At 38.5% G+C, this 13,306-nt stretch carries 14 protein-coding genes; 12 read left to right on the forward strand and 2 right to left on the reverse strand.

The genetic code is table 11. The features are described 5' to 3' along the window. The first annotated feature begins 138 nt into the window (after positions 1 to 138). The 7 genes from nadC to yacG all read left to right on the forward strand — a co-directional run bounded on the left by nadC (position 139) and on the right by yacG (position 7,121). Entirely contained in the window at positions 139 to 984 is an 846-nt protein-coding gene (gene nadC / locus PALI_RS03185) for a carboxylating nicotinate-nucleotide diphosphorylase (protein ID WP_193154899.1), read from the forward strand. Between the two features lie 665 nt (positions 985 to 1,649). Further along, positions 1,650 to 2,093 carry a pilin gene (locus tag PALI_RS03190; RefSeq protein WP_193154900.1) on the forward strand — a complete coding sequence of 148 codons (444 nt, stop codon included), beginning with the start codon at positions 1,650 to 1,652 and terminating at the stop codon, positions 2,091 to 2,093. A gap of 105 nt (positions 2,094 to 2,198) precedes the next feature. Then, on the forward strand, positions 2,199 to 3,425 hold the full coding sequence (locus tag PALI_RS03195) for a type II secretion system F family protein (protein ID WP_077536900.1): 1,227 nt from the start codon (positions 2,199 to 2,201) through the stop codon (positions 3,423 to 3,425). A gap of 17 nt (positions 3,426 to 3,442) precedes the next feature. Continuing rightward, the gene (locus PALI_RS03200; RefSeq protein WP_193154901.1) at positions 3,443 to 4,327 is read left to right on the forward strand and encodes a prepilin peptidase; all 885 of its coding nucleotides are present in this window, start codon (positions 3,443 to 3,445) and stop codon (positions 4,325 to 4,327) included. 1 nt (position 4,328) lies between these two features. After that, positions 4,329 to 4,973, forward strand: coding sequence for a dephospho-CoA kinase (coaE, locus tag PALI_RS03205; RefSeq protein ID WP_138584918.1), 645 nt, complete (start codon positions 4,329 to 4,331; stop codon positions 4,971 to 4,973). A gap of 115 nt (positions 4,974 to 5,088) precedes the next feature. Further along, the gene (pilB, locus tag PALI_RS03210) at positions 5,089 to 6,765 is read left to right on the forward strand and encodes a type IV-A pilus assembly ATPase PilB (RefSeq protein ID WP_077536897.1); all 1,677 of its coding nucleotides are present in this window, start codon (positions 5,089 to 5,091) and stop codon (positions 6,763 to 6,765) included. A gap of 125 nt (positions 6,766 to 6,890) precedes the next feature. Beyond that, positions 6,891 to 7,121 (forward strand): DNA gyrase inhibitor YacG, encoded by a 231-nt coding sequence (yacG, locus tag PALI_RS03215; RefSeq protein ID WP_077536896.1) that lies wholly within the window; start codon positions 6,891 to 6,893, stop codon positions 7,119 to 7,121. Positions 7,122 to 7,458: 337 nt separating this feature from the next. Here yacG and PALI_RS03220 read toward each other — a convergent pair whose 3' ends face one another. Then, complete coding sequence (locus tag PALI_RS03220; protein ID WP_077536895.1) at positions 7,459 to 7,947, reverse strand: Spy/CpxP family protein refolding chaperone; 489 nt, start codon at positions 7,945 to 7,947, stop codon at positions 7,459 to 7,461. Positions 7,948 to 8,134: 187 nt separating this feature from the next. On the opposite strand from PALI_RS03220, the gene PALI_RS03225 reads away from it, so the two are divergent. From PALI_RS03225 to PALI_RS03235, 3 genes are read left to right on the forward strand one after another with little or no spacing between them, the layout of a single operon-like run. Next, complete coding sequence (locus tag PALI_RS03225; RefSeq protein WP_193154902.1) at positions 8,135 to 8,824, forward strand: response regulator; 690 nt, start codon at positions 8,135 to 8,137, stop codon at positions 8,822 to 8,824. After that, positions 8,802 to 10,217: an ATP-binding protein gene (locus PALI_RS03230; RefSeq protein WP_193154903.1), complete on the forward strand. Its 1,416-nt coding sequence runs from the start codon at positions 8,802 to 8,804 to the stop codon at positions 10,215 to 10,217. The genes PALI_RS03225 and PALI_RS03230 overlap by 23 nt, the downstream gene beginning before the upstream one ends. A 3-nt stretch (positions 10,218 to 10,220) precedes the next feature. Continuing rightward, positions 10,221 to 11,168 (forward strand): alpha/beta fold hydrolase, encoded by a 948-nt coding sequence (locus tag PALI_RS03235; protein ID WP_193154904.1) that lies wholly within the window; start codon positions 10,221 to 10,223, stop codon positions 11,166 to 11,168. On the opposite strand, the gene PALI_RS03240 is transcribed toward PALI_RS03235, so the two are convergent. After that, entirely contained in the window at positions 11,128 to 11,994 is an 867-nt protein-coding gene (locus PALI_RS03240) for a cation diffusion facilitator family transporter (RefSeq protein ID WP_182701015.1), read from the reverse strand. The two genes, PALI_RS03235 and PALI_RS03240, sit on opposite strands and share 41 nt — an antisense overlap. 160 nt (positions 11,995 to 12,154) lie before the next feature. Here PALI_RS03240 and trmL point away from each other — a divergent pair, with 160 nt between their 5' ends. After that, positions 12,155 to 12,619 carry a tRNA (uridine(34)/cytosine(34)/5-carboxymethylaminomethyluridine(34)-2'-O)-methyltransferase TrmL gene (gene trmL, locus PALI_RS03245; RefSeq protein ID WP_077536891.1) on the forward strand — a complete coding sequence of 155 codons (465 nt, stop codon included), beginning with the start codon at positions 12,155 to 12,157 and terminating at the stop codon, positions 12,617 to 12,619. A gap of 433 nt (positions 12,620 to 13,052) precedes the next feature. Beyond that, a complete protein-coding gene (locus PALI_RS20015; RefSeq protein ID WP_226894482.1) occupies positions 13,053 to 13,238 on the forward strand; it encodes a hypothetical protein in 186 nt (61 codons plus the stop codon). The last annotated feature ends 68 nt before the right edge of the window (positions 13,239 to 13,306 follow it).

Genomic DNA, 13,306 nt, shown 5'->3' on the forward strand with positions numbered 1-13,306 from the left:
CCAGAATTCAGGTTAAATAAGGAAAAACCATCTCTAAACTGATCTTGTTTGTAGTCGAGCATTAAAAGCTAAGCGCTTCTCTTTCATCGACAAACATAGTAAAATTTGCTTAATTTATTAACGCTTATGAGCTTTACTATGTCTATTTCGCACACTCTCATCACTCAACTAGTCACTTTGGCTCTCGACGAAGATTTAAATTATCAAACTGCGCAAGAGGGTGATATTACCGCGCAACTGATCCCACAAAACGAGCAAGCAAGCGCTAAAGTAATAACACGTGAAGACTGCATATTTTGCGGTAAAGACATTATCCTTGAAGTATTTAAACAAGTAGATCCAACAGTTAACGTAACTGTGCTTATAAATGATGGTGATACCGTGAAAGCTAATAGCACTTTATTTACGGCCTCCGGTTCAGCCCGCTCAATATTAACCGCCGAGCGTACCGCGCTTAACTTTGTACAAACATTATCTGGCACAGCCACAACAACGGCCCATTACGTAAAAGAGTTAAGTGGCACCACAACACAATTACTCGATACCCGTAAAACCATACCGGGCCTGCGTACATTACAAAAATACGCAGTAAAATGTGGCGGCGGAGCAAATCATCGCATTGGCTTATTTGATGCATTCTTAATTAAAGAAAACCACATCGCAGCCTGTGGCACAATTGACAAAGCCGTTACTCAAGCAAAATTAAATCACCCAAATAAACCAATTGAAGTAGAAGTTGAATCACTTAATGAGCTAGATCAAGCCATTAATGCTGGCGCTGATATTATAATGCTGGATAACTTTAGTGTTGAACAAATTAAGCAAGCCGTTGTTTTAACTAATAAACGCGCAAAGCTTGAAGTTTCAGGCAATATGACTCTACAAACGCTTAAAACCTACTCACAAGCGGGTGTTGATTTTATATCAAGCGGAGCACTAACAAAAAATTTACAATCAATCGATTTGTCTATGCGTTTCGACTGAAAATAATACAAAAATAAAACTTAAACCTCGCTAATTCATTGACAGAATATGAAAAAAAGCATTTAATAACCCAAAAGGATTACTTTGTAACAATTTGTTAAATAAAGTATCCTTTTTTAGCTTTACAACAATGCTAAATAGTAAAAAACAGTGATAGAATTACACCTGTGTATTACTTATACTTTAAAAGCAATACTAAGTAACAGAGGTGCACAAAGTAAAACAGCTTGTTATTAACGTTGTAAAAACGAAAGTCACTAAACTGTTTATTTTATGTCTATACTCTGAGCTGTTAGTTGTTATACCAATCTGCTTATATATGGGGTCTATTTAACGTTAAGAAAATTACGCTAGAACTAGGCAAAAATTTTGTATCTAGTTGTTCTAAATAAAAGATTTTTAACGACGTTATAGTGCAATTTAATTCGTTAAATTGATCAAAGATTTATGCAGTTTGGTATTACTAGCATATAAAGGAATGAGTGTTTAGTTAATCGTTTAATAGCTTGTATATAATGAATTCGTATTTAGCTTTTGTGTTTAAACCTAAGCTAAAAATGCAGTAAAATTTACTTTAAATAAAACGGTAAATAAATCAATTAAGTTAAGCGGCTTGCCACTTACATGATTGAACATACAAAAATCTATCCTTTAGGAGAGGAAACATGAAAACAATGACTCAAAAACAACAGGGTTTCACCCTAATAGAATTAATGATTGTAGTAGCAATCATCGGCATTTTGGCTGCTATTGCACTGCCTGCATACTCTGACTACCAAGCAACTTCGAAATTAACTGCTGGTTTAGCTGAAATTACAGGTGCTAAAACAGAATTTGAAATAAAAAGAAATAATGGTGAAGCAATCACAGGAATTAGTGATCTTAAAAGCATTAAAGACACATCAACTCAAAATTGTAATATCACAGCAACTGGAACAACTATCGTCTGTACTATTGTTAAAGCACCTTCACAAGTTATTGGCGCAACTATTACTTGGACTCGAACTGATGCTACAGGTCTGTGGGAATGTGCAACTGCGGGTATAACTGGTGACGCATCTCTTGCACCAAAAAGCTGCCCTCAAGCTGCTACTACAACTACGCCATAAGTTATAGCTTGGTAGAACATAAAAACGCTCATTTTTGAGCGTTTTTACCATTTTATTAATACAATTACTTTTCCCAAACCTAAATTGTCATTTGGAAGCCTGATTATGGCGAAAAAACAAGAAAATAAGGGGCTCGATACTTTTAAATGGGTTGGTGTTAGCGCTCGAGGTAAACGCCTTGAAGGAGAGCTTACAGGTACAAGTATAGCACTTGTTAAAGCACAGCTTCGCAAGCAAGGGGTCACCCCATCAAAAGTTAAACGTAAACCAAAACCTTTATTCGGCGTACACACGCAAAAAATAACGCCAAAAGACATCGCATTAGTGACCCGACAAATTGCTACTATGCTCATGGCAGGCGTCCCCCTTATACAATCGATAGAAATGATTGGTTCAGGCGCAACTAATAAAAGCGTTGGCAAGCTAATGGAAGCGATTGCAGGTGACGTAAAAGCCGGCCAACCTCTGTCTACTGCACTTAGAAAATACCCACGTTATTTTGATGACTTATACTGTGATTTAGTTGAGTCGGGCGAGCAATCGGGTGCCCTTGATAAAATATTTGATCGTGTTGCAATTTATAAAGAAAAATCTGAAGCGCTTAAATCAAAAATTAAAAAAGCCATGTTTTACCCTATGTCTGTATTAGCTATTGCAGGGATTGTTACTTCTATTTTGCTCATATTTGTAGTGCCGCAATTTCAGGACATTTTTGCTGGTTTTGGCGCTGAGTTGCCTCCATTTACTTTATTTGTGATTGCTATTTCTGAATTTATGCAGGAATACTGGTGGATTATACTAATAATAATGGTTGCCGCTGGGTGGATTTTTAAAGAAGCCAAACTTAAAAGCTTAAAACTGCGTGATGCCAACGATAGGGTTATATTAAAGCTACCAGTAATAGGCATGATTTTAAATAAAGCAGCCGTTGCGCGTTACGCGCGTACACTTTCTACCACGTTTGCAGCTGGTGTGCCGTTAATTGAGGCTCTTGATTCTGCGGCGGGTGCCTCAGGTAATGCGGTATATCGCTATGCTATTTTAGATATAAAAGCAGAGGTTGCCTCTGGTAACCAGATGAACTGGGCTATGCGCAATTCAAAAATATTCCCCGATATGGTAATCCAAATGGTTGCTATTGGTGAAGAGTCTGGCGCACTTGATGATATGCTGGCCAAAGTAGCCACTATTTATGAGCAAGAAGTAGATGATGCAGTTGATGGCTTATCTAGCTTATTAGAACCATTAATTATGGCTGTACTCGGTGTGCTGGTCGGTGGTTTAATTGTTGCTATGTACCTCCCTATTTTCCAACTTGGTTCTGTTATTTAATTATTTGGTTTTTTTATATGCAAAGTATTATAGAAGTAATGCAAAGCCAATTGTGGTTTTACTTAACCGCCATTGGCTTAGTTAGTTTATGTGTAGGTAGCTTTTTAAATGTGGTCATTTACCGGCTACCGTTAATGATGCAAAAAGAATGGCAAAGTGAATGCCGTATTTTATTAGAGGATGACCTTAAAAATAGCGTGCCTTTAAATACCACGCCATTTAATTTAGTAAAACCCAACTCAACCTGCCCGCATTGTAAAAGCGCCATTAAACCTTGGCAAAACATCCCAATTATTAGTTGGCTCGCATTAAAAGGAAAATGCGCAAGTTGTCAAAATACGATAGCCGCACGCTACCCACTTGTTGAAGCCATTACCGCGCTATTGAGCTTAATTGTTGCATATACTGTGGGTGCTAATGAACAAGCATTACTCTATATTTTAATTACGTGGGCATTAGTTGCATTAACATTCATTGATATTGATCACATGCTCTTACCCGACCAGCTTACATTACCGCTTGTGTGGCTTGCCTTAATAGCATCTGTAATGGGCTATACCATATCACCCAGCGATGCCATTATTGGTGCGGCCTGCGGTTATTTAAGCTTATGGAGTGTATTTTGGTTATTTAAGTTACTTACCGGCAAAGAAGGTATGGGCTACGGCGATTTTAAATTACTTGCCGTGTTTGGTGCCCTACTTGGTTGGCAATCACTGCTCACGATTATATTACTCTCAAGCGTAGTCGGTGCCATTATTGGTATTACATTATTAAGTATTCAAGGAAAAGACAAAGCCACCCCTATTCCTTTTGGCCCTTACTTGGCAATCGCAGGTTGGATCACTATGCTTTGGGGCAACCAACTGCAAACTATGTATTTAAATTTAGTTGGTTACTAAAATGAATAAGCAAACAGGTGAAAAAAATACCAAAAGCCCAAATTGGGTATTAGGTTTAACCGGTGGTATTGGCTGCGGTAAAACAGCTATCAGTAATATGTTTGAGGAGCTTGGGATAACAATTATTGATGCCGATATAGTCGCTCGCCAAGTGGTAGAGCCCAACAGCACAGGTTTAAATGCAATAATTGCTCACTTTGGTGAAGAGATATTACTAAGCGATGGTACGTTAAACAGAAGTGCCTTGCGCACCCGTATTTTTACTAACCATACAGATAAAGAGTGGCTAAATAACTTACTTCACCCTCTGATCCGTAATAAAATACTCGCCGATTTAAATGCGGCCAGTAGTGCTTATGTCGTTTTAGTTGCACCATTGTTATTTGAAAATGGCCTTGATAAACAGTGCAATCGTACTCTCCTCATAGATGTACCTAAAAACATACAAGTAGAGCGAACCGTTAAACGCGACGGCGTGAGTCTTGATCAAGTAAATAGTATTATTGCCACGCAAATGTCTCGTGAAAATAAACAGCAAAAAGCGGACGACATTTTAAATAACGACCGCGATTTAGCACTCGTAAAGTTAGATCTTTTGTTACTTCATGATCATTACTTAAAATTAGTGTCAAAAAACACAACTTAAACGGTCATATATTACTGTTTCAGCTTATAAAATTAGCCTAGATTGTGAAGAGTGATGTAATCCCCTTCTTTTTTCTGATAAATTGTTAACATTGAAAGATTTAAACAGGTGCGCAATGAATATTAACTCACCGTTATTGAGAAAGTTTATTACCCTTGGTCGTATCGATGCAGATATGGTCAAAGAAAAACAACAAGAATTTACCTCAACAGCTGAGCTTATTTCTAAATGTGGCAAAATCGACAGTAAAGATTTAGCTGCACAATGCATCGATTTATTTCGCGTACCCTACTTCGATCTAAAAGATTTTGATCCTGCTAAAATTCCTGCAGAGCTGGTAAAAGAAAAACTTATTCGCAAGCATCATATTTTACCGCTGGTAAAAAAAGATAGAAAAGTTTACATCGCAGCCTCTGATCCAACCGACTATGGCGCATTTGAAAATTTTGAATTTAGCACTGGTTTGTCGTGTGAGATTGTTGTTGTTGATTATATTCAGCTCAATAATAAAATTGAGCAATTACTCGATGCAGCGGGAAGTTTAAATTTAAGTGATGATGAATTTAAAGAATTTGCAGACTTAGACACCGAAGGTGTAAAAGACTCCGCACCAAAAGATGATGAAAAAGAAGATGCGCCGATCATTGTTTACATCAATAAAATTTTGATGGATGCAATTAAAAAAGGCGCGTCTGATCTACACTTTGAACCCTATGAACACAAATACCGCATCCGTTTTCGTATTGATGGCATTTTGCACGAAGTAGCAAGTCCGCCCAATACTCTTGCAACTAAACTTTCTGCGCGTATAAAAGTAATGGCACGCCTCGATATTGCTGAAAAACGTAAACCACAAGATGGCCGTATAAAACTAAAAATAACTGAACGGAAAAGTATCGACTTTCGTGTCAGTTCGATGCCAACGCTGTGGGGCGAAAAAATAGTAATGCGTATCCTTGATTCTTCAAGCGCTATGCTAGGCATTGATGTATTAGGTTACGAACCAGAACAAAAAAAATTATATATGGATGCACTTGCTCAGCCTCAAGGTATGATTTTAGTAACAGGGCCAACCGGTTCTGGTAAAACGGTATCACTTTACACTGGTTTAAACATACTAAATAAACCAGAGCGCAACATTAGCACCGCAGAAGATCCGGTTGAAATTAACCTTGAAGGTATTAACCAAGTACAAATTAATATTAAAGCGGATATGACCTTTGCCAATGCATTACGCGCCTTTTTACGTCAAGATCCAGACGTGGTAATGGTGGGTGAAATACGTGATTTAGAAACCGCCGAAATATCTATTAAAGCAGCACAAACCGGCCACTTAGTATTATCAACCCTACATACTAATTCAGCACCGGAAACAATCACCCGTTTATTAAATATGGGTGTGCCAGCTTATAACGTAGCAAGCTCGATCAGCTTAATTATAGCCCAACGCCTAGCACGTCGTTTATGCCCTAAATGTAAAACGCCTGAAATACTACCAAGCGAAGAACTCACTCGCCAAGGCTTTAGCCCACAACAAATAAGTGAAATGACACTTTATGCACCAAAAGGGTGTGATAGCTGCACTGATGGCTATAAAGGTCGTGTGGGTATTTACGAAGTTATGCAAATCACTCCCGAAATTGCCCAAATTATTATGCGCGGCGGCAACTCATTAGAAATAGCAGATGTATCACTTAAAGCTGGGTTTAATAATTTGCGTATATCTGGTATTCGTAAAGCCGCTGATGGTATGACCTCACTTGCTGAAATTAACCGTGTGACTAATTTTTAAAGACTCACCGTAATAATTATAAAGCTCTGAAGATATAATTTAGAATACTTAGAGACTCATATCTAAGTAACCTGAACTCTGGTTAAGTAATGTAATATGCACCAAAAATTTGTAGAGAGTAATTTATGCCTACTGTTGTAAACTGCCCAACCTGTAAAACTAAAGTTGAATGGTCAGAGCAAAGTCCATTTCGCCCGTTTTGCTCAAAGCGCTGCCAGCTTATTGATCTCGGTGAGTGGTCGTTTGAAAATAATAAAATTTCTGCGCCAATCACCTCCGCAGATGAATTTAGCCAAGACATGATTGAAGATATTGAAGCCATGATGGCTAAAAATGAAGATGATTTTTTTAAATAATTTATCTCCATAATGCCCTAAAAAAAAAACCAGCATTACGCTGGTTTTTTGGGGCGTGCTGACCTTTCGTGATTAATTTTGCAGCAGAATGTTTGGTATTTAGGCAAGACAGAGCCTATGTCGTGTGGTTATTCCCCATAAATAGGCGATAACGTAGTGTAAATGCCAAACATGCGCTGCCCTTTGGGTTCTTTCTAGGGACGATTAACTCTTTGTTGCTCGGTTTTTACTTAGCCCACTAGGTTACAAACCTCGCGCCGCGATTAAATCGCCCCTAGATTGAACAAATTTCAATCTACAAAGGTCAACACGCCCTAGTATTTACAAAAAAGTAAAATTAACTTTTTTGTTTACGGTGCTTTTTACTCATACGCTTTTGCATTTTTTCAAATTTCTCGCGTTGCTCTGCATTTAAAACTTGCCATACCTGATGCTGAGTTTTTAATTTAATGAGTCCAACCTCTTCGCCTTTTTGATGGCGTTGCGCTAATAATTCTTTTGCTGCATTTTCGTCAAAGCTAGCAGAAGCAAGTAATGCTTCTTTTTTTGCTCTGTTAGCCTCATGCTGCGCTTTTCGGGCTTCTTTATCAGTGCCTCTTAGCGTTTGCATTTGGGCTTTTTGAGCTTCAAAAATTGCTTTTAATTGGGTTTGTTGTTCATCGGTTAAATCAAGCTTATTAGCACCACGTTCGGAAAGTAAAAAATGCGCTTGAGAATGGCCTTGCTTGTGTCCGTCACTTTTAGCGATTACGCTACCTGCACCTAGAGTGGCAGTTGCAAGACCACAAACAAGTACTAATTTAGAAAGTGTATTTAATTTAGTCATAATCATACCTTAACGATGGGTTTAACTTATGGTTTAGTTCGGTTAGTTGTCACTGCTTAATCAGCTGAGTTAACTATACATCTTGCAATGCAAAGTAACGCAAAGCAGTGTAAAGGTTGTGTAAAGATTCACTTTCAGATAATTTTGCGCGTAAAATTACGCCATAAGTAACTCTAAGGGTTTGCAAATGAAACTATTAATGATTGATGACGATACGGGCCTTTGTGAGCTGTTAAGCGAGTATTTAAAGGCGCAGGGCTTTGAAATACAAAGCGTACACGATGGCGAGCAAGGCTTAAAGCTAGCTCAGGCGAACGACTACGCACTCATATTGCTTGATGTAATGCTACCGACTCTCGATGGCTTTGAAGTACTTAAACAGTTAAGACAAAGCAAATTGACGCCGGTGATTATGCTCACTGCAAAAGGCGAAGACTTCGATCGCATTTTTGGCTTAGAGCTAGGCGCCGATGATTATATTCCAAAACCTTTCAACCACCGTGAATTACTCGCCCGTGTTAAAGCAATTACGCGCCGTATTGAGCATATAAATAGTTTAAATATGACAGCCAGTAACAAAGTACTAATCAATGGTGTAATCGTTAATTATGCTGCCAGAGAAGCCTCTATAAACGAGCATGTGTTGTGCCTTACAGGCACCGAATATGAAATATTAGCGTTGCTCTGCAAAAATGCTGGTGACGTGGTGAGTAAAGAGCTGATTAGCGAAGAAGTGTTGGGTCGCCGCTTGGCGTCATTCGATCGCTCTATAGACATGCACGTTAGTAATATACGTAAAAAAATAGCTGAGTACATCCCTACAGAGCGAATTAAAACAATGCGAGGCACAGGCTATGTATTCATTCAAGGCGAGTAAGTCTGCTTTATTGACTTGTGTTAAAAACCCTAGACATTATTTATTTTTTAAAATATTTATATGGTTTTGGTTAACAATAATAGGCACGGTTACTGCACTCATTTTTTTAAGTAACATTACTGCAATCAATGCGGTAAGTAATGAGCCTTTGCATGGGCCTATGAAGAAAAACCTGCTTTACACAGCCAAAAACCTCGAGCGCTCGGTTATTAAACACAGGCGTTCGCTTAGTGAAACGCTCTCTCATCCTCGCCTATCCAAACGCAAATTATTATATTTAAACTCAGATCAACTTGAGGATTCATTGACGAGCAAACAAGTGCCGAGTGATGTAGATTTAAGCTTACTTAATTTCACTAAAAATATGGCTCCACAAGTTATTTTTACCGAAAAATACCAAGCTTTTGGACCGATAAAAATAACCCTGCCTGAAGGTGACTTTTATTTATACGAAATAGATATTAATCAGCAACAGCCGTTTTTTATTCGTTTAAAATTAATGCCTATTTGGATGAAAGTGTTTATTGCTATTTTTGCTTCTCTGATTTTAAGCTTCTTATTTAGTCGCAATTTAATTGCGCCAATTAACAGCTTAAAGAAAGCCGCGATTAAACTCTCCAATGGCGATTTAAGTGCGCGAGCTGCTATTTCAATAAACAGAAAAGACGAACTTGGCATACTTGGTCGTGACTTCAACAGCATGGCAAATCAATTGGAGCTACTTATTAGCTCTCAAAAACGCTTACTTGCCGATATATCCCATGAGTTGCGCTCGCCATTAACGCGCTTAAAAATGGCAACGGGCCTTGCTCAAATGCAAGCAAACGAAGCTAGTCAGTCGTATTTATTACGTATAGAAAAAGAAGCTAATCAGTTAGATAAAATGATTGCTGATGTGCTGCAAGTCTCTCGCTTAGAAGCAAAAAGCCAAGCGCTTTCATTACAAACCCAGTCACTTCAAATTATTGTTGACCATGTGCTAAATGATGCACAATTTGAGGCCAAACAAAATAATAAAAAATTACAAGTAAGTGGCGATGCACAAGTGAGCATTGACTGCGATGAAGCGCTTATTGCCAGCGCTCTTGAAAATTTGCTGCGTAACGCCATTAAATACGCAAATAGCACCATTAGCGTTACACTAAAGCACTGTGATGCAATTTATATAGAAATATGTGACGATGGCTCTGGTGTGCCAGATGAGCAACTTAATAAACTTTGTGAGCCGTTTTTTAGGCAATCAGATGCCAGGGATCGTGTAAGTGGTGGTACTGGTTTAGGCTTAGCAATTGCAAAAAATGCGATTACCGCACACGGCGGTAGTTTAGTATTATCGAATAAAGATCAAGGTGGCTTGTGTGCTAATATCACCCTGCCGATAATTAAAGAGTAAACCATGTTTTATAGTAGTGAGCGCGACCTGCAAAGTAATCAATTAACGATTAATAACTTTTATACAAAAACACTCATTAAAGCTTATTTAGAGACTCCTAGCGGGCAACTATTTTATGCCTATGCTTTGCCCGATAATGCACACACTGCGATTGTTATCAGCGCAGGACGTCTTGAAGGATTAGATAAATATAAAGAGTTGTTGTGGGAGCTTTATAACAATAACTTTGCGGTGTTTATCGCCGATCACCAAGGGCAAGGTCGCTCTTACCGACAGCTAAAAAATAAACATAAAGGCCATGTTAACCAATTTAAAGATTACAGTGCTGATCTAAATTTATTTAATAAGCGGGTTGTAGATGCTCATTGGCAAGGGAGTAAGGTGTTGGTGAGCCATTCTATGGGTGGAGCCGTCGCGTTTGAGTATCTTGCACATTTTGAACACAATTTTAGTGGCGCATTTTTCTCAGCTCCTATGCTCGACATTTACACTAGAGGCATACCAAAACCTTTAGCTAAATTCGTTGCAAGTACAGCAACACAACTTGGCTTTAAAAACACTTATGCGCTAGGACAAACCGATTACACTGCCGATGAATTTGCGTTAAATACACTAACCAGTAGCCTTGAACGTTACGAGTTATTTAGAAAAACCTATCATGAAGAACCATTACTACAGCTTGGTGGTGTTACTTATGGCTGGTTAAATGCTACGTTTGCATTTATATCGTCGATGGATACGTTAAACGTATCCATTCCGCTGTACATTGCCAGCGCGCAAAACGACGAGATAGTCGACAACAATGCACACTATAAATTGGCGAACAGGCACGACAACGCTGTATTAGAAAGCTTTACTGGCGCTAAGCACGAACTGTTCTTTGAACGTGATGAAATACGCAAACCTCTGCTTACAAGCTTGTATCAGTTTTGTGAGTCGGTGACGGCTTAACAATTACCGACAATGGATCGAGGTGGATTAAAATATCGACCTGAGACTCAAATTCTTTGGTTATCAATGCTTCAACTTCATCAGCTACATTATGTGCGCGAATTAAGCTTAAATTATCATCAAGCTCTAAATGCATTTGAATAAACTTAATTTTTCCACCTTGGCGAGTACGAATACCATGTACACCATGCACATCAGTATGCGCCTTGGCTATGTCAAATATGCTTTGTTTTTCATCATCTGGTAGTTCTTTATCCATTAAGTGGTCGGCACTATCACGGGCAATATCCCAACTGTTATAAATTAAGTAGCCGGCCACACCAATTGCAAAGAGTGGATCGGCATACAACACCCCGTAATAAGCTAATAAAATAGCGAGTAACACTGCAGCATTTAAGATCAAGTCGCCTTTGTAATGCACAGAATCGGCCTTAATTGCGATTGAGTCTGTATATTTAATCACTTTATTTTGTACAAATACGATAACTAAAGTACACGCAATGGCAAAAATACTTACCCAAACACCGAGAAGAGAATGACTAAGAACAACGGGATTAAACAAGCGCTCAACACCATGAAATGCGAGTAAACAAGCGGAGCCAGCAATAAATGCAGCTTGCCCAAGCCCCGCTATAGCTTCGGCTTTGCCATGACCAAATCGATGGTCGTCATCAGCTGGGCGCAGCGCGTAGCCTAAAACCAAAAAGCTCATCGCCGTGGCCGTAATATCCATTAGTGAGTCGGTTAACGAGCCAAGCATTGACGCAGACCCCGATGCTAGCCATGCCCACGTTTTTGCAGCAATCATCAAACTAACCATGACCATGGTAACAATACTGGAAGTTTTAACCCAAAATTCGTAACTACGGTTATGCACGTTTTTATCCGCTAAATAGATGTATTCAATAACTTGAGTATATCATTTTTTTTGAGGGTTTCGTGTATACTGCACATCGTTAAACTTTAGATTATTGAAAAGGCTCACTATGCTGGATATCGTTTTATACCAACCTGAAATACCGCCTAATACAGGTAATATTATTCGCTTGTGCGCAAATACAGGTTATTCGCTGCACTTAATTGAACCGCTGGGCTTTGAGTGGGACGATAAACGTGTAAAACGTGCTGGCCTTGATTATCACGAGTTTAGCCATGTTCAGCGTCATGCCTCATTTGAAGATTACCTTGAAAAATGTAAACCTAAAAAAGTATATGCATGCACCACCAAAGGTAGCCAATTTCATCATCAAGCAAGTTACGAAGCGGGTGATTGCCTTGTATTTGGCCCTGAAACTCGTGGCCTTCCAGATGATATGATCCAAGCACTGCCAAATGAGCAACGTGTACGCATTCCTATGCAAGCCAATAGCCGCAGCATGAACCTATCAAATGCAGTCGCTGTATTTGTTTATGAATCGTGGCGTCAATTAGGCTTTCCTAACGCACAATAGTGCTTTAGATCCTTTATTACATTTAAGCCAAGGCATATCATAAGTAAAAATTAAAGCCCTTGGCTAAATCATCAATCTATTATTTCCTAAGCCCAAAGCTGGGCCAACAATAAAGAGTTGTTCAATGCTATTTTTAATGAGTATTAGTAGAACAATTCGTCCTACGAACTGAAGCTATTAATATTTAATCGTCCCTCTAAAAAACCCAAAGGGCAGCACATGTTTGGCATTTATGCTCCGTTATCGCCTATTTATGGGGAATAACCACACCACATAGGCTCTGCATTACCTAAAAACCAAACATACAGCTGCAAAGTCAAGAAAGCTCAACACGCCTAATATTCGCTAATTTTTTTTCTTGTACGTTTCTCATAAATATAATTATTGAACTAAGCTCATTCTCATGCAGTTATTTACTTATAGTTAAAACTCTATGGGAAAACTTTTTTATTATTCGTTACTTTTAGCCTACTCTGCAACCGTTACCTTAGCGTCTGATTACTTATTCAATTATGTTAGTCAAACTCAAGAAGGGACAGATATAGAAGCAGATGCTTATATTGGCTATTACACAAGCTTAACCGATTTAATTAATCTAGGTATTGATATTGCACAATAGACATACTCGGGTGATAAACTCAGTTCCCATTATGATTACATCAAAACTTATGCTAAATTCAATTTTTG

This window comes from Pseudoalteromonas aliena SW19, assembly GCF_014905615.1.
GTDB lineage: Bacteria > Pseudomonadota > Gammaproteobacteria > Enterobacterales > Alteromonadaceae > Pseudoalteromonas > Pseudoalteromonas aliena.

What these genes read in the sequence shown, in the direction of transcription:
- PALI_RS20015 (WP_226894482.1), top strand. Translation starts at nt 13,053, where the DNA reads ATGGGAAAACTTTTTTATTATTCGTTACTTTTAGCCTACTCTGCAACC.
- PALI_RS03235 (WP_193154904.1), top strand. Translation starts at nt 10,221, where the DNA reads ATGTTTTATAGTAGTGAGCGCGACCTGCAAAGTAATCAATTAACGATT.
- PALI_RS03230 (WP_193154903.1), top strand. Translation starts at nt 8,802, where the DNA reads ATGTATTCATTCAAGGCGAGTAAGTCTGCTTTATTGACTTGTGTTAAA.
- PALI_RS03200 (WP_193154901.1), top strand. Translation starts at nt 3,443, where the DNA reads ATGCAAAGTATTATAGAAGTAATGCAAAGCCAATTGTGGTTTTACTTA.
- pilB (WP_077536897.1), top strand. Translation starts at nt 5,089, where the DNA reads ATGAATATTAACTCACCGTTATTGAGAAAGTTTATTACCCTTGGTCGT.
- PALI_RS03225 (WP_193154902.1), top strand. Translation starts at nt 8,135, where the DNA reads ATGAAACTATTAATGATTGATGACGATACGGGCCTTTGTGAGCTGTTA.
- nadC (WP_193154899.1), top strand. Translation starts at nt 139, where the DNA reads ATGTCTATTTCGCACACTCTCATCACTCAACTAGTCACTTTGGCTCTC.
- PALI_RS03220 (WP_077536895.1), bottom strand. Translation starts at nt 7,947, where the DNA reads ATGACTAAATTAAATACACTTTCTAAATTAGTACTTGTTTGTGGTCTT.
- coaE (WP_138584918.1), top strand. Translation starts at nt 4,329, where the DNA reads ATGAATAAGCAAACAGGTGAAAAAAATACCAAAAGCCCAAATTGGGTA.
- PALI_RS03190 (WP_193154900.1), top strand. Translation starts at nt 1,650, where the DNA reads ATGAAAACAATGACTCAAAAACAACAGGGTTTCACCCTAATAGAATTA.
- PALI_RS03240 (WP_182701015.1), bottom strand. Translation starts at nt 11,994, where the DNA reads ATGGTCATGGTTAGTTTGATGATTGCTGCAAAAACGTGGGCATGGCTA.
- trmL (WP_077536891.1), top strand. Translation starts at nt 12,155, where the DNA reads ATGCTGGATATCGTTTTATACCAACCTGAAATACCGCCTAATACAGGT.
- PALI_RS03195 (WP_077536900.1), top strand. Translation starts at nt 2,199, where the DNA reads ATGGCGAAAAAACAAGAAAATAAGGGGCTCGATACTTTTAAATGGGTT.
- yacG (WP_077536896.1), top strand. Translation starts at nt 6,891, where the DNA reads ATGCCTACTGTTGTAAACTGCCCAACCTGTAAAACTAAAGTTGAATGG.